This window comes from Sorangium sp. So ce117 (genome assembly GCF_051524395.1).
GTDB classification, from domain to species: Bacteria; Myxococcota_A; Polyangia; order Polyangiales; family Polyangiaceae; genus Sorangium; species Sorangium cellulosum_B.
Genome location: NZ_CP150309.1, coordinates 1,354,479 through 1,380,756 on the forward strand (window position 1 = coordinate 1,354,479; position 26,278 = coordinate 1,380,756).

Annotated in this window: 17 protein-coding genes and 1 riboswitch; of the genes, 12 read left to right on the top strand and 5 right to left on the bottom strand. The window is 71.6% G+C overall.

Features of this window, described 5'->3' with window-relative positions; genetic code table 11:
- Positions 1–23 precede the first annotated feature (23 nt).
- The gene (locus WMF46_RS05015) at positions 24–833 is read right to left on the bottom strand and encodes a haloacid dehalogenase type II (RefSeq protein ID WP_437984547.1); all 810 of its coding nucleotides are present in this window, start codon (positions 831–833) and stop codon (positions 24–26) included.
- Between the two features lie 216 nt (positions 834–1,049).
- On the opposite strand from WMF46_RS05015, the gene WMF46_RS05020 reads away from it, so the two are divergent.
- On the top strand, positions 1,050–1,988 hold the full coding sequence (locus WMF46_RS05020) for a LysR family transcriptional regulator (RefSeq protein ID WP_437984548.1): 939 nt from the start codon (positions 1,050–1,052) through the stop codon (positions 1,986–1,988).
- Here WMF46_RS05020 and WMF46_RS05025 read toward each other — a convergent pair.
- Positions 1,976–2,470, bottom strand: coding sequence for a hypothetical protein (locus WMF46_RS05025; RefSeq protein ID WP_437984549.1), 495 nt, complete (start codon positions 2,468–2,470; stop codon positions 1,976–1,978). The genes WMF46_RS05020 and WMF46_RS05025 overlap by 13 nt on opposite strands.
- Before the next feature lie 87 nt (positions 2,471–2,557).
- Positions 2,558–4,444 carry a translational GTPase TypA gene (gene typA / locus WMF46_RS05030; RefSeq protein WP_437984550.1) on the bottom strand — a complete coding sequence of 629 codons (1,887 nt, stop codon included), beginning with the start codon at positions 4,442–4,444 and terminating at the stop codon, positions 2,558–2,560.
- 91 nt (positions 4,445–4,535) lie between these two features.
- A riboswitch (cobalamin riboswitch) is annotated at positions 4,536–4,743 on the top strand.
- 240 nt (positions 4,744–4,983) lie between these two features.
- On the opposite strand from typA, the gene WMF46_RS05035 reads away from it, so the two are divergent.
- A complete protein-coding gene (locus tag WMF46_RS05035) occupies positions 4,984–7,185 on the top strand; it encodes a TonB-dependent receptor (protein ID WP_437984551.1) in 2,202 nt (733 codons plus the stop codon).
- Between the two features lie 13 nt (positions 7,186–7,198).
- On the opposite strand, the gene WMF46_RS05040 is transcribed toward WMF46_RS05035, so the two are convergent.
- Complete coding sequence (locus tag WMF46_RS05040) at positions 7,199–7,693, bottom strand: hypothetical protein (RefSeq protein WP_437984552.1); 495 nt, start codon at positions 7,691–7,693, stop codon at positions 7,199–7,201.
- Between the two features lie 235 nt (positions 7,694–7,928).
- On the opposite strand from WMF46_RS05040, the gene WMF46_RS05045 reads away from it, so the two are divergent.
- From WMF46_RS05045 to WMF46_RS05085, 9 genes are all read left to right on the top strand, one after another.
- Positions 7,929–9,833, top strand: coding sequence for a hybrid sensor histidine kinase/response regulator (locus WMF46_RS05045; RefSeq protein ID WP_437987855.1), 1,905 nt, complete (start codon positions 7,929–7,931; stop codon positions 9,831–9,833).
- A gap of 169 nt (positions 9,834–10,002) precedes the next feature.
- A complete protein-coding gene (locus tag WMF46_RS05050) occupies positions 10,003–10,698 on the top strand; it encodes a DNA-directed RNA polymerase (protein WP_437984553.1) in 696 nt (231 codons plus the stop codon).
- A gap of 62 nt (positions 10,699–10,760) precedes the next feature.
- On the top strand, positions 10,761–13,403 hold the full coding sequence (locus tag WMF46_RS05055) for an ATP-binding protein (RefSeq protein WP_437984554.1): 2,643 nt from the start codon (positions 10,761–10,763) through the stop codon (positions 13,401–13,403).
- 118 nt (positions 13,404–13,521) lie between these two features.
- On the top strand, positions 13,522–15,273 hold the full coding sequence (locus WMF46_RS05060) for a protein kinase domain-containing protein (RefSeq protein WP_437907274.1): 1,752 nt from the start codon (positions 13,522–13,524) through the stop codon (positions 15,271–15,273).
- 472 nt (positions 15,274–15,745) lie between these two features.
- Positions 15,746–18,196, top strand: a complete 2,451-nt coding sequence (locus WMF46_RS05065; RefSeq protein WP_437984555.1) for a sodium-translocating pyrophosphatase — start codon at positions 15,746–15,748, stop codon at positions 18,194–18,196.
- Positions 18,197–18,349: 153 nt separating this feature from the next.
- Positions 18,350–18,553, top strand: a complete 204-nt coding sequence (locus WMF46_RS05070) for a hypothetical protein (protein ID WP_437984556.1) — start codon at positions 18,350–18,352, stop codon at positions 18,551–18,553.
- Positions 18,554–18,793: 240 nt separating this feature from the next.
- The gene (locus WMF46_RS05075; RefSeq protein ID WP_437984557.1) at positions 18,794–21,226 is read left to right on the top strand and encodes an alkaline phosphatase PhoX; all 2,433 of its coding nucleotides are present in this window, start codon (positions 18,794–18,796) and stop codon (positions 21,224–21,226) included.
- Between the two features lie 8 nt (positions 21,227–21,234).
- A complete protein-coding gene (locus WMF46_RS05080) occupies positions 21,235–22,887 on the top strand; it encodes a hypothetical protein (RefSeq protein ID WP_437984558.1) in 1,653 nt (550 codons plus the stop codon).
- Positions 22,888–23,269: 382 nt separating this feature from the next.
- Positions 23,270–24,016: an MATE family efflux transporter gene (locus WMF46_RS05085; RefSeq protein ID WP_437984559.1), complete on the top strand. Its 747-nt coding sequence runs from the start codon at positions 23,270–23,272 to the stop codon at positions 24,014–24,016.
- A 7-nt stretch (positions 24,017–24,023) separates the two neighbouring features.
- On the opposite strand, the gene WMF46_RS05090 is transcribed toward WMF46_RS05085, so the two are convergent.
- Positions 24,024–25,508 carry an IS4 family transposase gene (locus WMF46_RS05090; protein ID WP_437979672.1) on the bottom strand — a complete coding sequence of 495 codons (1,485 nt, stop codon included), beginning with the start codon at positions 25,506–25,508 and terminating at the stop codon, positions 24,024–24,026.
- 59 nt (positions 25,509–25,567) lie between these two features.
- Here WMF46_RS05090 and WMF46_RS05095 point away from each other — a divergent pair, with 59 nt between their 5' ends.
- Positions 25,568–26,218, top strand: a complete 651-nt coding sequence (locus WMF46_RS05095; RefSeq protein ID WP_437984560.1) for an MATE family efflux transporter — start codon at positions 25,568–25,570, stop codon at positions 26,216–26,218.
- Positions 26,219–26,278: the final 60 nt, after the last annotated feature.

Sequence of the window (26,278 nt, forward strand, 5' to 3'; positions counted from 1 at the left end):
CACAGGCGGCATGGCCCCGCCGGTCACGCCCTCTCCTTCACGAACTCCACGAGATCCGAGAGGCTCGCTCCCGTCGCGTCGGCGCTCACGCCCAGCTCCTCGGCCGGCAGGTCCAGGCGGTTGACCCAGAACGTGGGATAGCCGAACCACCGGGCCCCCGCGGCGTCCCAGCCGGCGAACGCGACGAACGCGATCTCCTCGCGCGTGAGGCCGAACGCGTCGAGCGCCATCCGGTACGCGCGAGGATCGGGCTTGTACGTCCTCGCCCCGTCCGTGCTGAGCACGTGCTCGAACAGGCCCCCCAGACCGGAGCTCTCGATGGCGGCCCCGAGCATCCTCGGCGTGAAGTTCGACAGGAACGAGAGCCGGATCCCCGCGCCCCTCAGCGCCCGGAGCGCCGGCAGCACGTCAGGCCACGCCCGGAGATCGAGGTAGGCGCCGAGGAGCCGCGCCCGCTTCTCCTCCCCGAGATCGAGCGCCAGCGCGCGCTCGGCGAACATCAGCGCATCCGAAGTCACCTGCCAGAAGTCGGCATACTCGTGGGACGCGACCCGGAGCCACGTGTACTCGAATTGCCGGGTGCGCCACGCCTCGCTCAGAGACGCCCCCTTGCCCGGACAGAGCTCCTCCGCGAGCGCCGCGATCGGCCGCGGATCGAAGATCGGAAAGGCGTCGAAGGCGATCGCCTTGATCTTCGATCCCGCCGCCGGCCGCGGCGGCGCCGGCCCATGCTGCGCGGCACAGGAAGCCGTCCCGGCCGGGGCCGAGCCCAGGAAGCCCGCCGCGGCCGTGCCGGTCACGCGGTGGAGAAACTCACGACGATTCGTCAACATGCCAGCCTCCCTCCGATCCTCCGACGTGAAACTCGCGACCTGTGAGTCCGCGAGTCCGCTAGTTCGCGAGTCCGCGAGCGCGCGGGTGCGGGAACGCACGCGGGAGAGCATGCGCGGTCCGCCGTTGCCCGGGGATCCGCCATCGACGTAGACTCGCCATGCACCTTTGCATGGCGCGGAGCGCGCTCCGGCAGCAGCGCCCCGCGCCCCGGAGCCATGCTCGACTGGGACGATCTGCGCTACTTCCTCGCCGTCGCGCGGCACGGCAACCTCTCCGCCGCCGCGCGCGTGCTGAAGGTCACCCAGCCGACCGTGGGGCGGCGCGTCGCCGCGTTCGAGCGGCGCCTCGGGGCGAGGCTCTTCCAGCGCTCGCCGTCGGGGTTCTCGCTCTCGGCCGCGGGCGAGAGCGTGCTCGGCCACGCCGAGCGCATGGAGCAGGACGCGCTCGCGGCCGAGCGCGCCGCCGCCGGACGCGACGCAGGCCTGAGAGGCCACCTCCGTGTCACCGCGTCCGAGTGGCTCGCCACGCGCGTCCTCGGGCCGCTGCTCGTCCCGTTCCTCGCGCGCCACCCCGCCATCTCCGTCGATCTCATCGCGGACGCGCGATGGCTGAGCCTGCCGCGGCGGGAAGCGGACATCGCCCTTCGCCCCGCCGCGTTCGAGCACCACGAGGTATTCCAGCGCGAGGTCGCGCGGATCGGGTTCGGGCTCTATGCATCGGAGGCGTACCTCGCCGAGCACGGCCCGCCGGCCTGGGGCCGGCAGTGCGAGGGCCACACCCTCGTCACCATGAACGACGAGCCTCCGGCGATCGCCGACCTGTCGTGGGTGCGCGCCGTCGCCGCGAAGGCCCGCGTCGCCGCGCGCACCAACGGCCGCGAGCCCCAGGCGACGATGGGGGCCGCCGGCGTCGGGCTCGTCTGCCTGCCCCGCTACCTCGGCGACGCGACCGCCGGCCTTTGCCTGCTCTCGCCGCCCTCGCCGCCGCCAGGGCGCAAGCTGTGGCTCGGGGTGCACCGCGATACGCGCGGCGTGCCGCGCGTGAAGGCGCTCGTCGCGTTCGTCGCCGACGCCCTCGGGCCGCTCCGGAGCGCCCTCGACCCCGGCGCGCGGCCGCGCGCGTCAGGCGACGAGCGCCCCCGCTACCGGCCCTGATCGCGCTGGCACGCCCTGAGCTCCTCGAACTGCGCGTCGCACGTCTGGGGCAGGAAATCGGTCGTGCACTCCCGATTGCGCCCGGTCAGGCATTCGAAGAGCGACGCGATCGACGGCGCGAGGAACTCGCAGGGGATCCGGTCCGCGGAGGCGACGGTCTCGCCCACGCAGTCGAAGAAGGGGGCGGTCAGCGCGTTGCAGGGGCGCTGCTCGGAGAGCAGGTCGGCGCAGCGCGCGCGACACCGGAGCTCCGGACACGTGACGCCGTCGAAGAGCGAGCAGAAGAAATCGCACGAGGCCCTCTGCTCTTCGATCGAGGGCCCGCCGGAGCTCGCCGACTGCGACCCCACGGCCGCGCCTGCGCCCCCGGCGCCGTCCGAGCTCCCGGGGAGCCCGTCGACGACGACGGCCCCGCCGCAAGCGCCCGCCCCCGCGAGCGCGACGAGCGAAGCCAGGAAAGCGAAGAGCAGCGGCGTTCTCATCAGGGCATCCTATCGCGCGGCAGGTACGGGAGGGGCGCGCGTCGGGCGCGTCGGACGCGCGTCGGACGTTCCGCGCGCCCCCGCCGCTCACTCCACCGCCTGCGATTGCTCGATCGCGTCCTCGCGGCGCTCCCGGCGGTTGCACGCGAGCACCTTCTTGCGGACGCGCACCGCGTCGGGCGTGACCTCGACGAGCTCGTCGCCGTCGATCCACTCCATCGCCGTCTCGATCGTGAGCAGCCGCGGGCTGGCCAGGAGGACGTTCTCGTCCTTGCCGTGGTTGCGCACGTTCGACAGCTTCTTCTCCTTGATGACGTTGACGTCGGTGTCGTTCGGCCGGTTGTGCTCGCCGATGATCATCCCCTCGTAGACCTCGACGCCGGGGACGATGAAGAACATGCCGCGCGGCTGCAGGTGGTGCAGCGCGTACGGGGTCGCCACGCCGACGCGATCGGCGACGATGGCGCCGGTCGGGCGGCGCATCATCGGGCCGCCCCAGGGCGCCCAGCCGTCGAACATCGTGTTGAGCAGGCCCGTGCCGCGCGTCGCCGTCAGGAACTCGCCGCGGAAGCCGATGAGCCCGCGCGACGGCACCCGGAACTCGAGGCGGGCGCGGCCGAAGCCGGGGTTCGTCATCTTCACCATCCGGCCGCGCCGGGAGCTGAGGCGCTCGGTCACGATGCCGACGTAGGTGTCCGGCACGTCCACGACCACGAGCTCGAGCGGCTCCATCACCTCGCCGTCGATCTCGCGCGTCACCACCTCGGGGTTCGAGAGCTGCATCTCGTACCCCTCGCGCCGCATCGTCTCGACCAGGATGGCGAGCTGGAGCTCGCCGCGGCCGAGCACCACGAACGTGTCGGGCACCTCGGTCGGCTCCACCCGGATCGCGAGGTTCTTCATCGCCTCGCGCTCGAGCCGCTCCTTCAGGTGACGGCTCGTCAGGAATTTCGACTGCTTGCTCTTGCCGGCGAACGTCGACGTGTTGACGCCGATCTTCATCTTGATCGTCGGCTCCTCGACCACGATGCGCGGCAGCGCCTCGGGGTGCGCCGGATCCGTGATCGTGTCGCCGATCGTGACCGCGTCGAGCCCGGCGATCGCGATCACCTCGCCCGCGACGGCGCTCTCGACCGCGACGCGCTTCAGCCCCTCGTAGGCGTAGAGCATCTTCACGTAGCCGCGCGACTGGCCGCCCTCGCCGAGGAGCGCGACGTCGGCGCCGGACCGGGCGGTGCCGCGGACCACGCGGCCGACCGCGAGCCGGCCCACGTAGTCGTCGTGCGTCGTGTTGCAGACGATGACCTGGAGCGGACCGTCGGGGTCACCGGAGGGGCCGGGGACCCGCTCGAGGATGGTCTCGAAGAGGGGATCGAGGTCCTTCGCCTCGTGCTCGAGCTCGCGCTTCGCCTGCCCGAACTTCGCGACCGCGTAGAGCGTCGAGAAGTCCATCTGCGCGTCGCTCGCCTCGAGGTCGCAGAAGAGGTCGAACACCTCGGAGAGCACCTCGTGGGCGCGCGCGTCGCTCCGGTCGATCTTGTTGATGACGACGATGACCGGGAAGCCGCGCTGGAGGCACTTCGAGAGCACGAAGCGCGTCTGCGGCAGCGGGCCCTCGGCGGCGTCGACGAGGAGGAGCGCCCCGTCGGCCATCATGAGCGTGCGCTCGACCTCGCCGCCGAAGTCGGAGTGGCCGGGCGTGTCGACGATGTTGATCTTGACCCCGCGGTACCGGATGCTCGTGTTCTTCGCGAGGATGGTGATGCCGCGCTCCCGCTCGAGGTCGTTCGAGTCCATGACCCGCTCGGCCACGACCTCGTTCTCTCGGAAGGCGCCCGACTGGCGGAGCATGTGATCGACGAGGGTCGTCTTCCCGTGGTCGACGTGGGCGACGATGGCGATGTTGCGGAGATCGTTACGGGGCATATACGGCGGCGGCCGTGTAGCACGCGACCCACGGAGGAGCGAGCCCATCCTCGCTAGAGCCCGAACGTTCGGCCTGCACGGCAAGCGCGCGGGCGGGCGAGCGGAGCAGTAGCGATTGACAGCCGAAGGCGCACGGCCATAGGGTGCGCGCCGTGCTGGTGCCCGGGCGCTCGCCTGGGCCGAAGAGGGAACCCGGTGAAATTCCGGGGCTGCCCCGCAGCGGTAAGCGAGAACGACCTCCACCCCATGCACTGGCCCGCCGAGGGCTGGGAAGCGGTGGACAGTAGGGAGCCGGTCTGACCGGAGCGCTCGCGAGCCCGAAGACCTGCCAGCGCCCGGCGGCGGGAGACATCCGGCGCCGGTTCGACCTGGGAGCCTCGAGGGAGGCGGTGAGGTCCGAGCCGGTGCAGCTCCACCTCTCTGCGCACGTCCCGGATACCGAACCGCCCCCGCGTCGCCTTCCGGTCGCCCGCGGGGGCGAGAGGTCGGTCCAGCGCACCGTGCGATGGCCAGCCATTTCGTCCTCGCGGAGCTCGACGCGAGCGGCCCGACGCCGCTCCGCGCGATTGCGGCGAAGGAGGACACGAATGCTGCGCGAGACGGTCACGACGAGCCACGGGCACCGCCATCCATTTCATCTGCTCGCCGCGTTATCCATGGTGCTGGCCGCCGCGCGGCCCGCGCGCGCCGAGGGCGACACCCCCGACGCGCCCGCTGCCCCGCCGGAGGCCGCCGCTGCAGCGCCCACCGGCGAGGGCGCGCCCGCGGGCGACGCCGCGATCGAGGTCACGATCCAGGCGGAGAAGCCGGGCAGCGAGGCCGCGTCGCGCATCTCCGTCGGACACCGGGAGCTCGAGCTCAGGCCGAGGCTCCGGCCGGGCGACATCCTCGAGTCGGTCCCCGGGCTCTTCGCCGTGCAGCACGCGGGCGGGGGCAAGGCGAACCAGTACTTCCTCCGCGGATTCGACGCGGATCATGGGACCGACGTCGCCTTCTTCGTCGACGGCGTGCCCGTCAACATGGTCAGCCACGGCCACGGGCACGGCTTCACCGATCTCTACTTCATGATCCCGGAGCTCGTGACAGGGCTCGACGGCTACAAGGGGCCTTATTACGCGAGCATCGGCGACTTCGGTACGGCGGGCGCCGTCAACCTGCGCTTCGCCGAGAAGCTCGAGGAGAGCTACGCGCAGGTCAGCCTGGGGCAGTACGGTATCCAGCGCGGCCTCGTCATCGCCTCGCCGGATCTCGGCGACACGTGGCGCGCGGTGGCCGCGGCGGAGATCTACCGGAACGACGGGCCGTTCCTGAGCTCGGAGCGGCTCAAGCGCTTCAACGTGTACCTGCGGGCCACGCACGATCTGGGCAACACCGGGAAGGTCCAGATGACCTGGATGTCGTATGGATCGACCTGGCACGGCTCCGGCCAGATCCCCGCGCGCGCCGTGTGCGGCGAGGGCGAGCAGGGCGGGTTGAACCCGCCGCCCTCGGCGTTCGGACAGCCGTGCATCGACCATTTCGGCGCCGTGGATCCGACCGAGGGCGGGGCGACCGAGCGGCACATGGCGTCCGTCGCCTACTCCACCGCGTGGCGGGACGCCGATCTGAGCGCGCTGGCCTACCTCGTCCGGTACCGCTTCACGCTGTACTCGAACTTCACGTTCTTCAGCGAGGACCCCGTCCACGGCGACCAGATCGAGCAGAACGACGACCGCACCGTCGGCGGCGCCGATCTCCGGTTCCGCAGGCAATACGAGCTCGGCGGGGCGAGGTTCACGACCTCGCTCGGCGCGCAGATCCGCGCGGACGCGATCGACAAGTCCCTCCACCACGACGAGGCGCGCGAGCGGATCGAGGAGAAGAGCAGGACCCACGTCGATGAGAGCCAGATCGGCGTCTACGTCGAGCAGGACGCCCGGCTCCGGCGCTGGCTCCGCGTCGTGCTCGGGGCGCGCGCGCAGTGGATCGACGTCAACGTGGACGACCCGGGCGAGGACCTCGAGGCGGTGGGGAACAGGTCGAGCGGCGCCCGGGGACAGATGCAGCTGCTCCCGAAGCTCACGGCGATCGTGTCGCCCGTCGAGGGGGTCGATCTATTCGCCCACTTCGGGCGGGGCTTCCACTCGAACGACGCGCAGGGCGCGGTGCTGGGCGAGGGGGCGGCGACGCTGATCACGCCCGCGATTGGCTACGAGGTCGGCCTGCGGGTCGCGCCCTTGCGCGGGCTGTCGCTGAGCGGGGCCGCGTTCCTGCTCGACCTGGACTCGGAGCTGGTCTGGAGCGGCGATGCGGGCGCGACCGAGGCGTCGGGGCAGACGCGGCGCTACGGGATCGAGATCGGCGGGCGCTACCGGCTCCGGAGCTGGCTCTTCGCGGACGTGGACGCGACCTTCACCCGCGCGCGCTTCCGCGAGAACGCCGGCAACGCGAGCGCTGTCGCCCTCGCGCCGACCCGGACGCTGACCGCGGGCGTCGGCGTCCGCCCGACCATCGGCGCGTTCACGCCGTTCGCGGCGCTGCGGGTCAAGGCGATCGGCGCGCGGCCCGCGACCGAGGACGAGTCGCTCACCGCCGAGGGGTTCACGGTCGTCGACGCCAACGCCGGGCTGCGGTGGAAGAACGTCGAGGTGGCCGTGGACATCCAGAACGTCTTCGACACGACGTGGCGCGAGGTCCAGTTCGCGAGCGCGTCGCGGCTGCCGTACGAGCCGGCCCCGGTCACCGGGATCCACTACTCGCCGGGGTGGCCGTTCACCGCGATCGGGCGGGCGACGCTGTACTGGGAGTAGACGCCGCGCCGGCTCATGTCCGGCGGAGGTCCTCGCGCAGCGCGTCGAGCGATGCCCGGAACGCGGCTTCGCTCACGGCGGCGCCCGTCACCGCGGGCAGGAGCTCTGCGAACATCTGCCAGGCTTCCCCGATGTCACATACCCTGTGCGGATAACGCTGGCGGGCAATGAGCGTGAGCCCTGTCACCACGCTGCGAACCATCGCCGCCTGGAACCCCGAGCCCTCGAAGACGACCGCTGAGCACCTGATGGTTGCGCTCGCCTCCGCGAGGAAGCTCGCGATCGCCCTGCGCGCGGGCGCCGGCGGCAACGACGCCCCGCTCTCGACGAGGGTGAGCAGCCCTATGCCGCGCGGGTGCTTCTTCGCGAACTCCGCGCACGCGTCCCTCAGGTGGCGCGCGCCGTCCTCGGTCGTCTCGCGGCGCCAGATGACACAGAAGATCTGGTGCCAGGAAGCCAGGATGTAGTCCGGTTGTCTGGTGACCAGGTGCCAGGGGTCAGGATGCATGATCGTGCTCGTTCTGGAGATGAGTCCGTCTTGATACCCTCGAACCGCTCCAGCGGCTGGCGGTGGTCCTGCGCGGCCGCCGGCGGGCGCTCTCGACGCGGGCTCATGGGGCCGTTGCTGTGCTCGTCACTCGCCGCTGCCGGCCGACACGACGACGGCTCGCGGACGCGGAGAGCAGGACAGGAAGGGAGAGCATGGCGTGGCGAACGTGTACCCATGCTGTAGGCTGTGCCGCATGGATCCGACGGGGCTCGGCGCCGATCTGCAATTCCGCATGCTGGTCGAAGGGGTGAAGGACTACGCCATCTTCATGCTGGACACCGAGGGGCGCGTGACCACGTGGAACGCCGGCGCCGAGCAGATCAAAGGATACTCCGCGCAAGAGGTGATCGGCTCGCACTTCTCGCGCTTCTATCCGGCCGAGGCGATCGAGCGGAAGTGGCCACAGACAGAGCTCGCCGAAGCGCGGCGCGTGGGCCGCTTCGAGGACGAAGGCTGGCGCGTGCGCAAGGACGGCTCGATGTTCTGGGCGAACGTCATCATCACGGCCCTCCACGGCCCCGACGGCGAGCTGCGCGGCTTCTCCAAGATCACGCGCGACCTGAGCGAGCGCAAGCGCCAGGAAGAGTCGCTGCGGCAGAGCGAGGAGCGCTTCCGCGCGCTGGTCGAAGGCGTGAAGGATTACGCCATCTTCATGCTCGACCCCGACGGCAGGGTGGCCACGTGGAACGCCGGCGCCGAGCGGATCAAGGGATACTCCGCGCAAGAGGCGATCGGCACGCACTTCTCGCGCTTCTATCCGGCCGAGGCGATCGAGCGCGGCCGGCCAGAGACGGTGCTCGCCGCCGCGCGGCGCGAAGGCAGCTTCGAGGACGAAGGCTGGCGCGTGCGCAAGGACGGGTCGTCGTTCTGGGCGAGCGTCCTCGTCACGGCCATCTACGGCCCGAGCGGCGAGCTGCGCGGCTTCTCCAAGATCACGCGCGACCTGAGCGAGCGCAAGCGCCTGGAGCAGATGGAGTCCAACGCGCGCCAGATGGAGGAATTCGTGGCGATGCTGGCGCACGAGCTGCGCAATCCGCTGGCGCCGATCGCCAACGCGACCAGCGTCCTCAAGCTCGAAGGGAAGGACAACGCCCAGGTCGTCTGGGCAGCCGGCTTGATGGAACGGCAGCTCGGTCAGCTCGTGCGGCTCGTCGACGACCTGCTCGACGTGAGCCGCATCACGCGCGGCAAGATCGCCCTGGAGTCCAAGCGGATCGATCTCGCCGACGTGGTGACGCGCGCGGCGGAAGCGTCCCGGACCTGGATCGACGCGCGCGAGCAGACCCTGGAGCTGCAGCTGCCCGCCGAGCCGCTCGCCGTCGTTTCGGGCGACCTGGCGCGGCTCACGCAGGTGGCGAGCAACCTGCTGCACAACGCGGCGAAGTTCACGCCGCCGCGCGGCTCGATCCGGGTCACGGTGGAGGCGGACGACGCGCACGCGATCCTCCGTATCCGCGACAGCGGCGTGGGGATATCGTCCGAGCTGCTGCCGCAGGTGTTCGACCTGTTCACGCAGGGGGATCGCGGCCTCGATCGCGTCGAGGGCGGGCTGGGCCTCGGATTGACGATCGTGCGCCGGCTGGTCGAGCTGCACGGCGGGACGGTCCAGGCGCTCAGCGAGGGGCCCGGCCGCGGCAGCGAGTTCATCGTGCGATTGCCGCGGCTGACGCGTCCCCTCGCGCCGCCGACGGTGGGCGCTCCCGCGACGAAAGCCGGGCGCAAGCTGCGCATCCTCGTCGTCGACGACAACCGCGACTCGGCCGAGAGCATGGCGCTGCTGCTCGAGCGCTTGGGCAACGACGTGCACGCCGTGTTCGACGGCCCCTCGGCGCTCGAGCTCGCGGCGCAGCTCTGGCCGGACGTCGTGCTGCTCGATATCGGCATGCCGGGCATGACAGGGGTTGACGTCGCGCGCGCGCTGCGCCGCACTCCGGGCCTCGCGGGCCTATCGCTGTTCGCGATGACCGGTTACGGCCAGGAATCGGACCGCCGCATGACCCGGGAGGCCGGGTTCGACGTGCACCTGGTCAAGCCGATCCGCGCGGAGGTGCTGAAACAGCACCTGGCGGACATCGCCAATCGTCCTGGAGCCGGCTGAGCGCCTCATTCCGTCGGGTGCCCCGGAGGCGGCGGCGATTCCGCCGTGGCGTCGCCAGGCACCCTCGCGGCGAGCGGCTCGTCGGCCCGCTGTAAGCTGCGCCCGGCCGCCCCGTTGCGAAGAGGTGCGCCGCGGCGATCTCGCCGAGGCCTCCTCAACGAGGGCTTTCATGCCGTTCTCCGTCCACACGACCCACGCCGCGGCGCGCTGGCGCCTGTCCACGGCGTCCGCCCCGCTCTTTCTCGCGCTCCTGTCGCTCCTCCTCCTGGGCTGCGGCCCCCGCCTCGTCCCGTTCACGCACGAGCTCCGGGTGCAGCACGACCTGAGCGACAGCGACGTGAAGAACCTGCAATTCTACGTTTCGCACCAGATCGCGCTGCGCCGAGAGCTCACGGCCGAGAGCTCGCAGGTGACGAGCAGCCACAAGCTCCTGCTCGTCTCCGGGAAGGTCATCGAGGAGGTCGTCGTCGAGGAGCGCACGCCCGGCGTCGTGGTCGCAGCTCGCGGCGGCGCCCTGTCGGTGAGCTTCGAGCCCGGCGCGTCGCTCACGTTCTCCGCGGGCCCTGAGCCATTCACATCGGCGCCGCCCGCGCCGTCGTTCCCGGGCTTCGCGGCCCCGCCCGATCCGTTCCCCGGCAATGCGGAGCCGCTCCTGGCCAGCCCGAGCGCGGCCGGGGACGGCAGCGGCCCCGGCGGCAACTACTGGCTCGCGGCCGGGCCCGGCCGCGAGATCCGTTACCAGGGCAAGGTGTTCTCGGCCATCGAGGACAGCCTGCGGGCGCACCTCCTGATCGACGCCGACGCGCTCGACGAGGTCGTCGAGCGGCGCACCGTCCTCCCGGGCGTGCGCCTCCCCGGCCGCTGACGCGCGGAGGCGCGCCCCGCCGCGCGCCGTCGCACGTGCGCACGTGGGGGCGCGCCGTTGCGATGGCGCGCGCCCTGCGCTTCCATGCCGCTCGCCTCGTGACCACGCCGCCGCCGCCCCCGCCCGCCGCGCTCCGCGCCCCGCGCGTCCGCGCAGAGCTCGTCGCGACCGGCTGGGAGCTGTTCTCGGCGCTCCTGTTCCTCTCCGCCGTCGTCCCCGCCGCCCTCACCACGCCGTGGCCGGCGATCCTCCTGCTCTCCTCCCTGGCCGCCTCGGCCGCGCTCTCGGGCTCGCTCACCCGCCGCGGCGACCGCGGCTTCGCCGTCGCGGCGGCGCTCCGCGCCCTCTCGTGGCCGCTCGCTGTCTTGCCGCTCGCGTTCCGAGGCGCCCCGACCGTGCCCCCCTCCTGGCCAGGCCCGCTCGGGATCGGCCGCTCGACGCCGCCCTCGTGGCTCGGCCTCCTGGTGACCGCGGTCGCCTTCGGCGTCATGGCGGGCGGCATGCGCCGCGCGATCTACCGCGCCCTGCTCCGCGAAGGCGCCGTCGAGGGCGGCGCCGGAGACGCCGCCTCGGCGCGCGCCCTCGCCGCGGCGCTCCGGCCGAGGCTCGCGGAGTCGGCGGCGACCGCGGGCATCGTCGGCGGGCACGTCATGCTGCTCTTCTGCGTCGCGTTCCTCCGCACCCAGAGCCAGGTCGTGTTCCAGGCGTGGTTCGAGGTCGTCCCCCTCCTCGCCCTCTCCGGCACCCTCGGCTTCACGCTCGCCGTGCGCCCCGCCACGCGCCCGATCCTGGCCGCCCTCGCGGCCGGCCCTTCCGGCGCCCGCGCCCTGCTCGGCCGCGGCCTCGCCCGCGCCGAGCGGCTCCCCGACGTGCTCGCCTCCCTGAACTTCGCGCTGTGGCTCGGGTGCACCGCGATCGGCATGGCCTACGTGCGCGTCGGGGCCACCTCCAGCGTCGCCGACGCGCTCATGCAGCTCGGCTTCGGCGCCCTCTTCGCCTTCGGCGTCTCGTTCTACCAGCGCGCCTGGCACAAGGACTCCGTCGCCCGCGCGGTGGACCTCCTGCGCGCCTGGACGGGCGCGCCCGAGCACGGCGGCGCGCCCCCGACGCCCCTCCGGCGGCGCATGCTGCGCGACTTCGGGCTGCCCCTCCTGTTCACGGGGCTCCTCTCGCTCTTCTCCTCGATCGGCCTCTACCGTGCGCTCGCCACAGGCTCGTCGTTCGACGAGGACTTCAACGCGATCACCGCGCTCTTCGCCTCGCTGTCCCTCCTCGTCCTCGCCGCCCTCGGCGTCGTCGCGCGGGCGGCGCGCGAGCTCTCCAGGCCGATGGCACAGCTCGCGCGCGCCGCCGACGAGGTCGCGCGCGGCGAGCTCGACGCCGCCGTGCCGCGGCTGTCAGGGCCGAAGGAGGTCGTGGGCCTCGGGGAGAGCGTCGAGCGCATGCGGCAGGCGCTCTCCCGGACGATCGCCGAGCTCGAGGCCGAGCGCGCCGGCCTCGAGGAGAACGTCGCCGCGCGCACCGCGGAGCTCACGCGCGCCCTGTCCGAGCTGAAGCGGACGCAGGCCGCGCTCATCCAGGGCGAGCGGCTCGCCTCCATCGGCGAGCTCGTGGCCGGCGTGGCGCACGAGATCTACAACCCGCTGAACGCCATCGCCGGCGCCGCCCAGCCGATCGAGGAGCGCGCCGCGGAGCTCCGCGCCGTCCTCGACGCGTACCGCGAGGCGGAGCGCGATCTCCCGGGCGAGCGCCGCCGCGCGCTCGAGGCGCTCCGCGAGCGGCTCCAGACCGAGGCGGCGCTCGACGATCTCGCCGGCATCTCGACCCTCGTCCACCGCGCGGTCGAGCGCAGCGTCCGCATCGTCACCAACCTGAAGAGCTTCTCGCGCGTCTCGGGCGAGCCGCTGCCGGTCGATCTGCACGCGGGGATCGAGGAGACGCTGCTCCTGCTCGGCCCCCGGCTCCGGCAGGCGCGCATCGAGGTGATCCGGCGCTACGGCGAGCTGCCGCCCGTCACCTGCCGGGGCGGCGAGATCAACCAGGTGTTCATGAACCTCCTCGTCAACGCCATCCAGGCGCTCGAGGCGCCGCCGGCGCCCGCCGCGCCGGCAGAGGAGGGGACCTCCGGCGGGGGCGCGGCGCCGCGTACGCCCGCCGAGCCGGCGATCTGCATCGAGACCTGGGTCGACGACGACATGGCGGCCGTCGCGATCTCGGACAGCGGGCCGGGCGTCCCGCCGGACCTCGCCCAGCGGATCTTCGATCCGTTCTTCACAACGAAGCCGCGAGGGCAGGGGACCGGCCTCGGGCTGTCGATCTCGACCGAGATCGTCCGGCGGCACGGCGGCACGCTCGCCCTCGCGGCAGCACCGGAACCAGAACGAGAAGGAGAAGACGGCGACGGCGGCCGCGGCGGACACCCGTGCCGCGGAGCGCCGGCCTCGGTCCACGGCGCGCGCTTCGTCTGTCGCCTGCCCCTCGATCCTCGCCCGGCGAGCGCCCGTCCGCAAGGCGATACCCCTCCTCCCGCGCGGCCGCCCGCGGAGGCGAGCCCGCCCGAACGGCCGTCCGGAGGCGAGCCCGCCCGCTCGGCCTATCGCGCGGCTTGGCTCGACGAGACGAGCGCGTCATCGGCGCCGGTCTCCCACCCCACCTCCACACGGAGCTCGCACGATATTCATCGCAACCCGACCGCGGGCCCGTAGACCAGCTGTTTCAAACCGGATACGTTCAGCGAGCGATCCGACTCACCGCACAGCGCAATAGGGCCCTGAGAGACGAGAACGGCTCTTCTGGGGAGCGCTGAGGAGAAACGAAGGCACCATGGAGCGCGCGATTCAGCGACCGGCAGGTCCCAAGGCTTCGAGCACCGATCCGTTGATCGGGAAGGTCGTGGCCGGCAGGTACCGGCTCGAGGCACGGCTCGGCGAAGGCGGCATGGGCGTCGTTTATCGCGCTCGCCACGTGCTGATCGACCGGGTCGTCGCCCTGAAGCTCATCCGGCCCGATCTCCGCGGAGAGACCCACCTCCGCGCGTGGATGCTGCGCGAGGCGCGCGCCGCAAACCGCGTTGATCACGCCCACATCATCGATATCCACGACATCGGCGAGACCGAGGAGGGCGAGCTCTATCTCGTCATGGAGTACCTCGTCGGCACGCCGCTCTCGGCGGAGCTCGCGCGCGGCCCGATGCCGATCGCGCGATCGGTGGACATCCTCGAGCAGATGTGCGCGGCTCTCGCGCGCGCCCACGACCTCGGCGTCGTGCACCGCGATCTGAAGAGCGACAACATCCTGCTCACCCACCGCGGCGGCCGGAAGGATTTCGTCAAGATCCTCGACTTCGGCCTCGCCGCCATCGCGCGCGACCCGCGCCTCGCCCCGAAGGGCGCGGTCTTCGGGACGCCCGAGTACATGTCGCCCGAGCAGGCGCGCGGCGAGGAGGCGACGGCGCAGTCCGACCTCTACGCGCTCGGCGTGCTCTTCTTCGAGATGCTGACCGGGCAGCTCCCCTTCCGCGCGAACGACCGCGACACGCTCCTCGAGATGCAGCGGACCCACGCGCCGCCGCGGCCCCGCTCGATCCGCCCCGACGCGCACGCGCAGGGCGAGGCGATCGTGCTGCGCCTGCTCGAGAAGGACATCCGCAAGCGCTACCGCGACGCCCACCACCTCCAGGAGGAGCTGAAGGCGCTCCAGCGCGGGCTCCCGGCGCACGCGTGGGAGGTCGAGGGGAGCGACGGCGTGCCGGTGCCGCCGCCGCCGCCGCCGCCTCAGAGCGCCGGCGTCATCGAGTGGGCGAGCCGGGCGGCCCTGTTCTCGCGCATGGTCTCCCGCGCCTACCCGTCCGGGCAGGTGCCGCAGGAGGTCCAGAACGGCCTTGCGCAGGCCTGGGACCTCGCCGCGCGCGCCAACAAGCTCGAGGGCGAGGTCGCGAGCCTCACCCGCAAGCTCGAGGCGCTCGAGCGCCGCGGCCGCGCGCTGCGCGCCGAGATCGGCCGCAAGGTCGAGGAGCTCGCGCACGAGGAGTCGCGCGTGATGCGCGAGGCGATGGCCGACGGCGAGGACGTCGAGAAGGTCCGCGTCGAGCTCGCCGCCGCCGAGAAGCTCGCGCTGTCCGCGCGCCAGCTGGCGGACGGGGCGGCCCGCCAGGGCAACCACGATCCGCTCATCTACGAGCGCGCGGGCGCGGCCGGCGCGACCGCGCAGGCGAAGCGCGAGCAGCTCGGGCGTTACGAGCACAAGAAGAACACGCGCGAGGCGAATGCGCGCGACCTGCGCCGCCAGATCGACGAGCTCCGCGCCCAGCTCGCCCGCTACGCCGAGGCCCTGGAGGAGGACCTGGCGCAGGGGCGCGAGCGCGTCGCGGCGCGCACGCGCGAGGGGCTCGCCTACGAGAAGTCGTTCAGCGAGGCCTCCAACCTGCTGCTGAGCCACCTCCGCAACAAGCCGGAGTGTCGGGATCTCGTGGCGGAGCTCCTCACGTCCCACGCCAGCCCTGGCGCGGACTCGGGCTCGGATCAGCGGCTCTCCGGCTCGGATCGGCGGCTGAACACCGCGACCGAGCGCAACTGAACGCCGTCGAGCGCAGCTGAACACGATCGAGCGCGGCTGAAAGCGTCCGAGCGCAGCCGAATGCGACCGGACGCGACAGCGTGTGACGGCGTTCGGTCGTGCGCGCTTCTTTCTTTCACCATCGTACGTAATCTCCCTACGTGATCTCCTGACGTCGCGCCGCTGACAGGCCCTCTCGTCGTGGGCGCGCATCGCGCCCTCTCGACGGCGTCTCGGGTGCATGGTAGCTAGCGCGCGCCTCGGGGGTCCGGTCACGGTGGAGGCATGCCTGGCAGCTCTGGGCACTCCGACACCCTCCGGTCGTCGAGGGACGAGGCTGTGCTGAAGCGTCGGCGTTAGAGCAAGAGCCCATCCGGCAGCGCGCCGGTCCCCTTCCCCTTTACGCAGGCGGCCAACCCCTCGGAACCACGAAGCAGCGAGCGGCGATGGCGCCGTCCTCTGCCTCGGATTTTGCGATGGAGGCACACCGTCCATGAACGTTCTCCGGTCCCAAAAGGCCTGGCTCGCACCGCTGCTGGCCGGGCTCGCTGCGCTTGCCCTGCTGCTCAGCGGCGGGCTCGCCAGCGCCAGTGAATCCGATCTCGTCCTCCCCGACCTAGGCACCCAGTCCTTCGGTGGCATCGACGGCCGCACGCTCCTCATGGGCGGCATCGGCGTCTGCGCGCTCGGGTTCGCGTTCGGGCTCGTCATCTACTCGCAGCTGAACAAGCTGCCGGTCCACCGCGCGATGCGGGAGATCTCGGAGCTCATCTACGAGACCTGCAAGACGTATCTGGTCACGCAGTTCAAGTTCATCCTGGTCCTCGAGATCCTGATCGGCGCGGTCATGGTTCTCTACTTCGGCGTGCTGCGTCACATGGATGCCGCGAAGGTCGTGGTCATCCTGCTGGCCAGCCTCGTCGGCATCGCCGGAAGCTGCGGCGTCGCGTGGTTCGGCATGCGCATCAACACGTTCGCGAACTCGCGTGCCGCGTTCGCGAGCCTCAAGGGCAAGCCGTTCCCGACGTACGCGATCCCGCTCAAGGCCGGGATGAGCATCGGCGCCGTCCTTATCAGCACCGAGCTCATGCTCATGCTGATGATCCTGCTCTTCATCCCCGCCGACTACGCCGGCCCGTCCTTCATCGGCTTCGCCATCGGCGAGTCGCTCGGCGCCTCCGCGCTCCGCATCGCGGGCGGCATCTTCACGAAGATCGCCGACATCGGCTCGGACCTGATGAAGATCGTCTTCAACATCAAGGAAGACGACGCGCGCAACCCGGGCGTCATCGCCGACTGCACCGGCGACAACGCCGGCGACTCGGTCGGCCCGAGCGCCGACGGCTTCGAGACGTACGGCGTCACCGGCGTCGCGCTCATCTCGTTCATCCTCCTCGCCGTCCCCGACGCCGCCGTCCAGGTCCAGCTGCTCGTCTGGATCTTCGTGATGCGCATCGTGATGGTCCTCGCGAGCATCGGCTCGTACCTCCTCAACGAGGCGATCGCGAAGGCGTCCTACGCCGACGCCGACAAGATGAACTTCGAGGCCCCCCTGACGCGCCTCGTCTGGCTGACCTCGATCGTGTCGGTCGCGCTCACCTACGCCGTCTCGGCGTTCATGATCCCGAACATCGGGGGCGACACGACGCTCTGGTGGAAGCTCTCGTCGATCATCACCTGCGGCACCCTGGCGGGCGCCATCATCCCGGAGATGACGAAGATCTTCACCTCGACCGAGTCGGGCCACGTCCGCGAGGTCGTGACCGCGTCGCGCGAGGGCGGCGCCTCGCTGAACGTGCTCTCGGGCCTGACAGCCGGCAATTTCAGCGCGTACTGGATGGGCATCGTCCTCGTCGTGCTGATGGCCATCTCGTACTTCTTCTCCGCCCAGGGTCTCGCGCAGCTCATGATCGCCGAGAGCGTCTTCGCCTTCGGCCTCGTGGCGTTCGGCTTCCTCGGCATGGGCCCGGTGACCATCGCGGTCGACTCCTACGGCCCGGTGACCGACAACGCGCAGTCGGTCTACGAGCTCTCGCTCATCGAGAACGTCCCGAACGTCGAGGCCGAGCTGAAGAAGGATTTCGGCTTCACCCCGAACTTCGACAAGGCGAAGCACTACCTCGAGGAGAACGACGGCGCGGGCAACACCTTCAAGGCGACGGCCAAGCCGGTGCTCATCGGGACGGCGGTCGTCGGATCGACGACGCTCATCTTCTCGATCATCGTCGTGCTCACGAACAAGCTGACGTCGAACGTGGACAAGCTCTCGCTGCTCCACCCGCCGTTCCTGCTCGGCCTCGTGACGGGCGGCGCGATCATCTACTGGTTCACGGGCGCGTCGACCCAGGCGGTCTCGACAGGCGCCTACCGCGCTGTCGAGTTCATCAAGGCGAACATCCGCCTCGAGGGCGTGGAGAAGGCGTCGATCACCGACAGCAAGAAGGTGGTCGAGATCTGCACGCAGTACGCGCAGCGGGGGATGTTCAACATCTTCCTCGGCGTCTTCTTCTCGACGCTCGCCTTCGCCTGCCTCGAGCCGTTCTTCTTCATCGGCTACCTCATCAGCATCGCGCTCTTCGGGCTCTATCAGGCGATCTTCATGGCGAACGCCGGCGGCGCCTGGGACAACGCGAAGAAGCTCGTCGAGGTGGAGCTGAAGGAGAAGGGCACGCCGCTCCACGCGGCGACGGTCGTCGGCGACACCGTGGGCGACCCCTTCAAGGACACCTCGTCCGTCGCGATGAACCCCATCATCAAGTTCACGACCCTGTTCGGCCTGCTCGCGGTCGAGCTGGCGATCGAGATCGACCGCGGGACGAGCCTCGTTCTCGCGGGCATCTTCTTCCTGCTCTCGACGGTGTTCGTGTACCGCTCCTTCTACGGGATGCGGATCAAGTCGGACGAGAAGGCGACCGCCGCTGCCGGCGCCCGCGCCACGGCCTGAGCCAGGCGTCTCCTCTCGCGCTCGGCGCTCCCCGCGCCCTTTCGCTCCCCTCTCGCACGCGCTGACCTCCCCCGCCGCCCGACGCCGCTCCGCGGTCGACGGCGCGCAGGGGAGGGCCTTGCGCCCAGCGCGCCCGCACTATAGGGACCCTTCATGCGAGCGCTCTGCCCCACCTGCGGCCTCCATCACGAGGTAGTCCGGGTCCTCGAAGACGGGCACGGCGAGCAGCGCAAGGACGTCTATCAGGTGGAGCCGCTCCTCGGCTGCGAGCGCACCTGGATCTCGGACAGGGAGCTGCTCGAGGCGCGCGCGCGCTTCGGTCAAGACGTCGTCGTGTCCGACGAGGACGACGAGTAGCGCGGCGACGACGGCCGCGCGGTCATGGCGCCTGCGCGGTCATGGCGAGCAAGGCGGCTCCGCCGGTCCTCTGAGGGATCTTCGCCGTGGCCCCGTTGCGTGGCCGCCGGTCGTGCGGTGCTCATGACACGCCCGATCGAGGGTCAGGGGATCTCTGACAACAACTCGTCGCGTGAGGGGCATTGGGGCGCCACCGTCGCCAGGCATCGTCTGCGGCCATTACCCGGCGGAGACGAGGACATGATGACGAGGCGGACCCTGAGGACGGCGTTGCTTCTGGTGCTCGCAGGCGGTCTTGCCGCGATCGGGAGCGGTTGCGGCGAGGATGGCGCGAAGGGCGCGCCCGGGGCGCCCGGGGCGCCCGGTGAACAGGGCGCGCCAGGCAAGGACGGCGCGAACGGTGAGCAGGGGGAGCCAGGGGCGCCTGGGGAGCCGGGTGAGCCTGGGGCGCCTGGTGAGCCCGGAGCGCCAGGGGAGCCCGGGGCGCCTGGTGAGCCCGGGGCGCCTGGTGAGCCCGGTGCACCCGGGGAGCCAGGGGAGCCCGGGGCGCCAGGGGAGCCCGGGGCGCCCGGCGAGGACGCGCCGGTGTGGAGCAGCGCCGCGAACCTCGCGCACTACGTGAGAGAGCGCGTCGCGCTGTTCGCCACCGGCAACTTGCCCGAGGGCGAGCAGTTCCCGCTCCGCGCGGCTGCGACCGACACCCTCCGGGCGCTCGCCGGCGTGCGCTCCGACATCGTGGTGACCTGGCTCGATCCGCTGACCTTCAGCACCGCGCCGGAAGCGCCCCGCTTCGGCGCCAACAACGATTACACCGCGTTCTTCGGCGAAGGGTGGGCCGCCACCGCGGGCGATGCGCCCCAGTGGAACGGCTCTGCCGCCGCCGGGTGGCTCTGGGTCAACCACGAGTACGTCTCCGGGCGGAGCCCGACGGTCAGCTCCGCGCCGACCGGGCAGCACCTCACGCTGGCCCGGCACCTGCGCAAGCTCGGCGTCCTCACGAATGATGTCGAGTCGAACGTCTGGTCGCAGGCGGACGTCGACACCTATATCCGCTGGGAAAAGAAGGAGGTCGGCGGCTCCTGGCTCCGGACCGTCCAGGACCCGGCGACGGGCGCATGGTCGGTCGACCGGAGCGCGACCGCCGTCCGCTACGACGCGACGAGCAGGACGCTGAGCCGCCTCGCGGGGCACGAGCTCTCGAGTCCAGGCCACGACGACACGACAGGCGCGGCGCTCCCGGGCGGGCTCGTGGCCGGCATCATGGGCGACTGCGCCGGCGGGCAGACGCCGTGGGGCACGGTGATCACCGCCGAGGAGAACGTGCAGGACTACTACGGTGATCTCGAGGCGAGCTGGTCGGGCGATCAGCGGTTCCTCACCGGCCGGGGCTTCGACCCGGGCGCGCCGGTGAGCCCGGTCTTCGAGGCGAGCACCAGCGCGGAGTTCGGGCGCATCTCCGATCCGAACGGCCGGCAGCCGCGCGACCATTACGGCTATCTCACCGAGATGGACCCGGGGCAGCCCGCGGGCGAGTACGACGGCAAGACGCAGCCGGGCACGGGCCACAAGAAGTTCGGCTTCATGGGCCGCGCCCGCTGGGAGGCCGCGACGTTCGCTGTCGACGACGCGTGGAGGCTCGTGCCCGGTCGGCCGATCGTTGTCTATGGGACCGACGATCGCCGCGGCGGCCGCATCTACAAGTACGTGACCAGCGGCAACTACACGGCCGGGATGACGCGCGCGGCGATCCGCGCGCTGCTCGATGAGGGCAAGCTCTACGCGGCGCACATGGCCGGGCTCGACAACACGACAGGCAACACCCTTGTCGCGACCCACGCGGCCCCGACCGAGGCGGCCCCGGGCACGGGGCAGTGGATCGAGCTCTCCGTCGACAGCGCCGCCATCGCGCCGAACGCGGCAGCGCTCGGCGACCCGGCCAGGACGGTCGGCGATGCGCTGCGCGACGTGAGCTGGAACCGGATCGGCGGCTTCCAGACCGATTACGACGTCTGGCGCGCGCTGTTCACGGTGAGCAACAAGGTCGGGATCATGGAGCTGAACCGGCCCGAGGACATCGAGTGGAACCCGCGCGACCCGAGCGGCACGCCGCGCCTCTACGTGGCGTTCACCAACCACACGGGGCAGACGTCGCTCGATCAGGACGGCGCGGTGCACGATCCGGCGACGCACGCGACCCAGTCCCCGAAGCGCGCGGACGCCGTGGGCTCGATCTTCGCCCTGGAGGAGTCCGACCCCGCGAACCCGGGCGCGTCGACCGAGTTCCTGTACTTCGAGGTCTGGCACGGCGCGAAGGGGCAGGGCGACTTCGACGCTTCCTGCCCGGACAACCTGCTCCTCGACCGCGACGGCGGCGTGTGGTTCGGCACCGACGGCAACTTCGGCGTGGCCTCGCACGCAGACGCCTTCTACTACCTCGATCTCGACCCCGCCCACCGCGCGGGCCAGCCGGGCGTGACCCGGCCGAGCTTCGGCAAGGCGTTCCGCGTCGTGGCGTTTCCGAGCGACGCGGAGGCGACGGGCCCGTCGTTCACGCCCGACATGGGCACGATCTTCATGTCGGTGCAGCACCCCGGCGAGAACGCCTACAGCACCTGGCCGAAGGGCGACGGGGCCCTGTCGAGCGTGATCGCGGTCACCTTCCTGCCCGAGTGATCTCCGCCATGCCCGCCCGCCGCGCGCGCCTGCTGTCCGCGCCCCTGGCCATCGCGGCGGTGTCCGCCGTCCTCGCCGCGGGCGCGCGCTGCGGCGGGGGCGGCTACGACCCGCTCGCCACCGCGGCCGAGCGCGCCGGGCGCGCTGGCAACCCCGAGGCCTCGATCCCGCCGATGTGTTACGCGACAACGGCCAGCGGCGCGAACGGCTGCTGGACGTGCCACACGATCGGGATCGGGCCGAACACGCTCGCCGATCACGAGCTCCAGCGCGAGTACAGCTTCTCGGACGCGGCCCGGAAGAACCCCTGGACGAACCTGCTCGGGGACCTCTCGGCCGCCGCCGCCCGGACGAGCGACGCGGAGATCCTCGAGTACATCCGGGAGGACAATTACGCGCCGCTGCGCGAGGCGCTCGCCGCGCGCCGGGATTACCCGGGCTACGTGCCGGATCTCGACCTCGGCGCCGGGCTCGATGAGGAGGGCTTCGCGCGCGACGGGAGCGGCTTCCGCGCGGTCCGCTACAAGCCGTTCCCCGGCAGCTTCTGGCCCACGAACGGCAGCGCCGGCGACGTGTTCCTCCGCCTGCCGGCCGCGTTCCGCGAGGACGCCTCGGGCGCGCCGTCGCGCGCGGTGTACAAGCTGAACCTCGCGCTGCTCGAGGCGGCGATCGCGTCGCCGTCGCCCCTGCCGAGGGAAGGCGCGGCCGGGCCCTCTGGCGCGGCCGCCGGGCGGGAGGTGGAGCCGGTGAGCGAGCTCCTCGCCGGCTTCGATCTCGACGGCGACGGCGCGCTCGAGCCCGCGGTGACGCGCGTCGTCCGCCTGCCCGCGCGGTACGCCGGCGGGGCGGCCGGCGTGCCGGTGCGGGCGTGGCTCTACCCGCGCGGGGCGGAGCTCCTGCACTCGGTGCGGTACCTCGACCCGGATCGCCCGGCGCTGCTCGCCGCGCGGATGAAGGAGCTGCGCTACGCGCGCAAGGTCGACGAGCCGGACGACTGGGCGATCGCGCGCGCGTACGAGCGCGAGGCGGAGGAGAAGGACGAGGGGCAGCCGCCGTTCCACCCGGGCGGGCCCGAGGTCGGCCTGCGCAACGCGTTCGGCTGGCAGATCCAGGCGTTCATCGAGGACGAGCAGGGCCGGCTGCGGCTGCAGACCGCGGAGGAGCACCGGGCGTGCATGGGCTGCCACGGCGCGGTCGGGGTGACGGTGGATCACACCTTCTCGCTGGCGCGCAAGGTGCCCGGCGCCGCCGGATGGCGGCACCAGGACCTGCGCGGCATGCCCGACGTGCCGCAGGCCGGCCACGCGGAGCCGGAGGTGCTGACCTACCTGCGCCGCGCGCGCGGGGCCGACGACTACCGCGGGAACGCGGAGATGCTCGCCCGCTTCTTCCCGGGCGGCGCGCTCGACGAGGCCGAGGTGCGGCGTGGCGCACCCGGCGGCGACCGCGATCTCGCGTACCTCGTCGCGCCGTCGCGCGAGCGGGCCCTCCTGCTGGACAAGGCTTACCGCGCCCTGGTCCGGATGCAGCGGTTCGAGGCGGGGCGGGATGTGGCGCTCGGGCCCGCGACGGGGATCCTGCGCGTCGTGGAGGGCGAGTCGACGGGCCTCGGCGAGGCGCAGCGCGTGTACCTCGACGGGCGGGCGCACCTCGCCTGGTGAGGCCTGGGGCGCGGGCGCGAAGAGGGTGGGGCGACGCGCGGCGGGAACGGGAAGAAGAAAAAACGCCAAGGCGCCAAGACGCAAAGACGCAAAAAAGAGAAAGGAATGATTGAGCGCTGCTGGGCGCAGGGCGATGGCCGAAGCACGGAAATGTGCTGTCCAAGTCGAGGTCCGGAGCTGGGAGAGGTTCTATCTCTCTCCCTTGCGTCTTTGCGCCTTGGCGCCTTGGCGTTTTTTCTCCTTCTTCTCTCCTCGAGTCGGCTCGTTTGATTTCTTGATAAGCTTACGTAACTGTTGATCTTTTAGATCTTCACCCCACCTCCGGCGAGCGCTCCCACCCCGGCGCGCTATGGTGGCGCCCCTTCATCGAGCCGGTGAACCCTTGAACCTTGCTTCCGCCCCTCTCGCCGCGGACAGCGCGCGGTCCGAGCTGCGCGCCCTGGCGCGCCTCGCGCTGCCGATCGCGGTGGCGCAGGCGGGGCTCGTCGCGATGGCGCTCGTCGATGTCGCGATCGTGGGGCGTGTCTCGGTGAACGAGCTCGCCTCCTGCGCGATGGGGAGGACGATCGTCCACACGAGCAACGCGCTCGGGATGGGCGTCTCGGCCGCGGTCGATCCGCTCGCGTCGCAGGCGATCGGCGCCGGTCGCCCGGGGCTGGCGTGGGCGGCGCTGCGCGCGACCCTGCGCGCGAGCCTGCTCGTCAGCGTCGTCGCGTTCGGGGCCGCGCTCGCGGCGACCTTCGCGCTCGCGCCCATGGGCGTCGATCCGGCGCTCGTCCCCGGCGTGCGCCGGTACATCCTCGGCCACGCGCTGTGGATCTTCCTCTGGCCCGTGTTCCTCGCCGGGAAAAACTTCCTCCAGGCCCACGGCGCGACGCGGCCCGCGCTCGTCGCCGTCGTCGCGGCGAACGCGGTCAACGTCGTGGCCTGCAACCTGATGGTCCGCGGCGACGAGGCGCTGCGCTGGGTGGGCCTGCCGCCGCTCGGCCTGCCGCAGCTCGGCGCGCTCGGCGCGGGGCTCGCCGCGAGCCTCGCCAGCGTGGTGCTGTCGTCGATCGTGCTCTTCGCCGCGGGGCGCCGGCGCGGGGCGCCCCGCGAGCAGGAGGGCGCGGTGCCGGTGGCTGTCTGAGGATTGATCACATTTCCCCCTTAATTTTCGCTGTGTTGGCGAGGGCGGCGTTCCAGCCCGTCTCCAGCATGAGCAAGGTTTGCATTCCGCGTGCGAGCGTCAGCCAGCCGGGGGGACCGTTGCGCTTGAGGTGTCCACCAAGACCGGCAACGGCGTAGAGCGCATCGACTACCGTCGCCCCCTGAGCCGGCAGCTTCTTGGGCTGGTGCTGGTGCAGCAGCTTCAGCTGCGTGGGGTTCAGGGCTCGTTCCGCGGGCGCGTTGGGCTCAAGGCGTGACAGAGAGCGCAGCAGCAGCATCTGCCACGCGATCGGGGCGAACAGCGCCATCGCGTTCGTCAGGCTCCGGAAGCTCTCGAGCTGGCGCGTCTCGAGGGCGCAGCCGGTCTTGAGCGCCTTGAAGAACTCCTCGATGAGCCACCGTGCCCGGTAATGGTCGACGATCGCTGCGATCTGGTCGGGCGTGTCGACGGGCTCGTTGGTCGCCAGCACCCACGCGACCGGCTCTTCGCCCGCTGGCGTGTCGATCTCCTGCACCAACACGACGTTGACCGCGAGCTCTTCGGCCAGCTCGGGCAGGTAGTAGGGACGGCGCAGCGCCACGCGCCGAGCGCCGACGCCCAGCGTGGCGCTCCGCTCCGAGCGCGCGGGGTGCGCGCGCTTGCTCGCAGGTACCGGTCCGGCGCGGCGTTGGGTGAGCACAACCTCGCGACTGAGCCGGATCGGCAGCTCGACCAGCGCCTCGCTCAGCCGCAGCGGAGCGCTGTCGTCGAGCGATTCCTCTTCGTCCTCGGCCAGCTCCGACACGTTCCGATCGCGCGCCATGCGCACGACGAAGCGGTGGCCCTGCTCGACCATGGCGCACAGAAGCGGGTAGGCGTCGGCCTCGCGGTCCATGACGTGCAGCAGCGACGTGCGGTCGCCCACGGCCTGCTCGGCCGCCTCTACCTGCCGCAGCCAGCGCGTCGACTCCTTGTCGGTCACGCGCGCATAGTCGCTGCCCGTCCTGTTCTTCTTGCGTGGGCTCTTGGAGAGGGCGGAGGCTTTGCGGGCCCAGCAGGCAAGGCCCAGCAATCCGAGCGGCTGGTTGATCGCGTCGGTGGCCACGGCGAGCGTCGCGTGCGCCAAAAAGCCCTGCGTGTCCTTGCCGTTGAGCGGACCGAGCCCTTTGCGTGCTCCGTCGCCGTCGAAGGCGACCGCGGTGGTGTCATGCACCGCGCGAACCGTGTCGTGACCGGCCATGCGCTCGAGGGTCTGCTCGCTGTGGGCTTGCACCAGCGCACCATACGACACGCGCTTGTTGCCAAGGAGCCGGTAGAAGCCCTCCAGCTCTGCCTCTGTCTTCAGCGAGTCCGGGAAGCTCTCGCCCGGCGCGACGCTCAGCCGCGCCACCACAGCCCGGACCCGCTGATGCAGGCGCGCATCGCCCAGCTGCACCGTCTCGAACTCGCGAACGATCGAAGGCGTCGTTTCCGGCACATCGGGATTTCCCATGACATTTCAGACGCTTGGCGCGTCCGAAACGGATCAAAAAATGTGCGGGATCCTCAGCGGTGGCTGTGGTCTACCGGCTCGGCGTGCCGATAGGGCTGCAGCTCCTCGCCGAGGTCGGCGTGTTCGGGATGACGGCGCTGCTCGCCGGGCGGCTCGGCGCGACCGTGGTCTCGGCGCACCAGATCGCCATCGGGCTCGCCTCCTTCACGTTCATGGGCGCCATCGGCGTCGGCGGCGCCACCGCCGTCCGCGTGGGGCGCGCGGTCGGCGCGGGCCGGTCGCCGATGCGCCCCGGCGTGCTCGGCCTCCTGCTCGGCGCCGGCCTCATGTGCGTGAGCGCCTCGATGTACGCCGCGTTCCCTCGCGCCCTCATCGGCGCCTTCACCCCGGACGCCGACGTCCTCGCCATCGGCGTCCCGCTGCTCCGCATCGCCGCGCTCTTCCAGCTGTTCGACGGCGTCCAGGCGGTCGCCGCCGGCGCGCTGCGCGGGGCGGGCGACGTGCGGTTCCCCTTCTGGGCCAACCTCGGGGCCCACTGGGCCTTCGGCCTGCCGCTGTCGATCGGGCTCGCCTTCGGGCTCGATCTGGGCGTCCGCGGGCTCTGGTTCGGGCTCACCGCGGGGCTCATCGCCGTCGCGGGGGGGCTCTCGGCGCGCTTCGTCCGGCTGGCCCGCGCGCCGCTCGCGCGGGCGCTGCCGCACGCCGGGTGACACGCGCGCTCCGCCGGTCCGCCGGGCGCGCGGCGCGTCTCGGGCGAGGCGCCCGGCTGG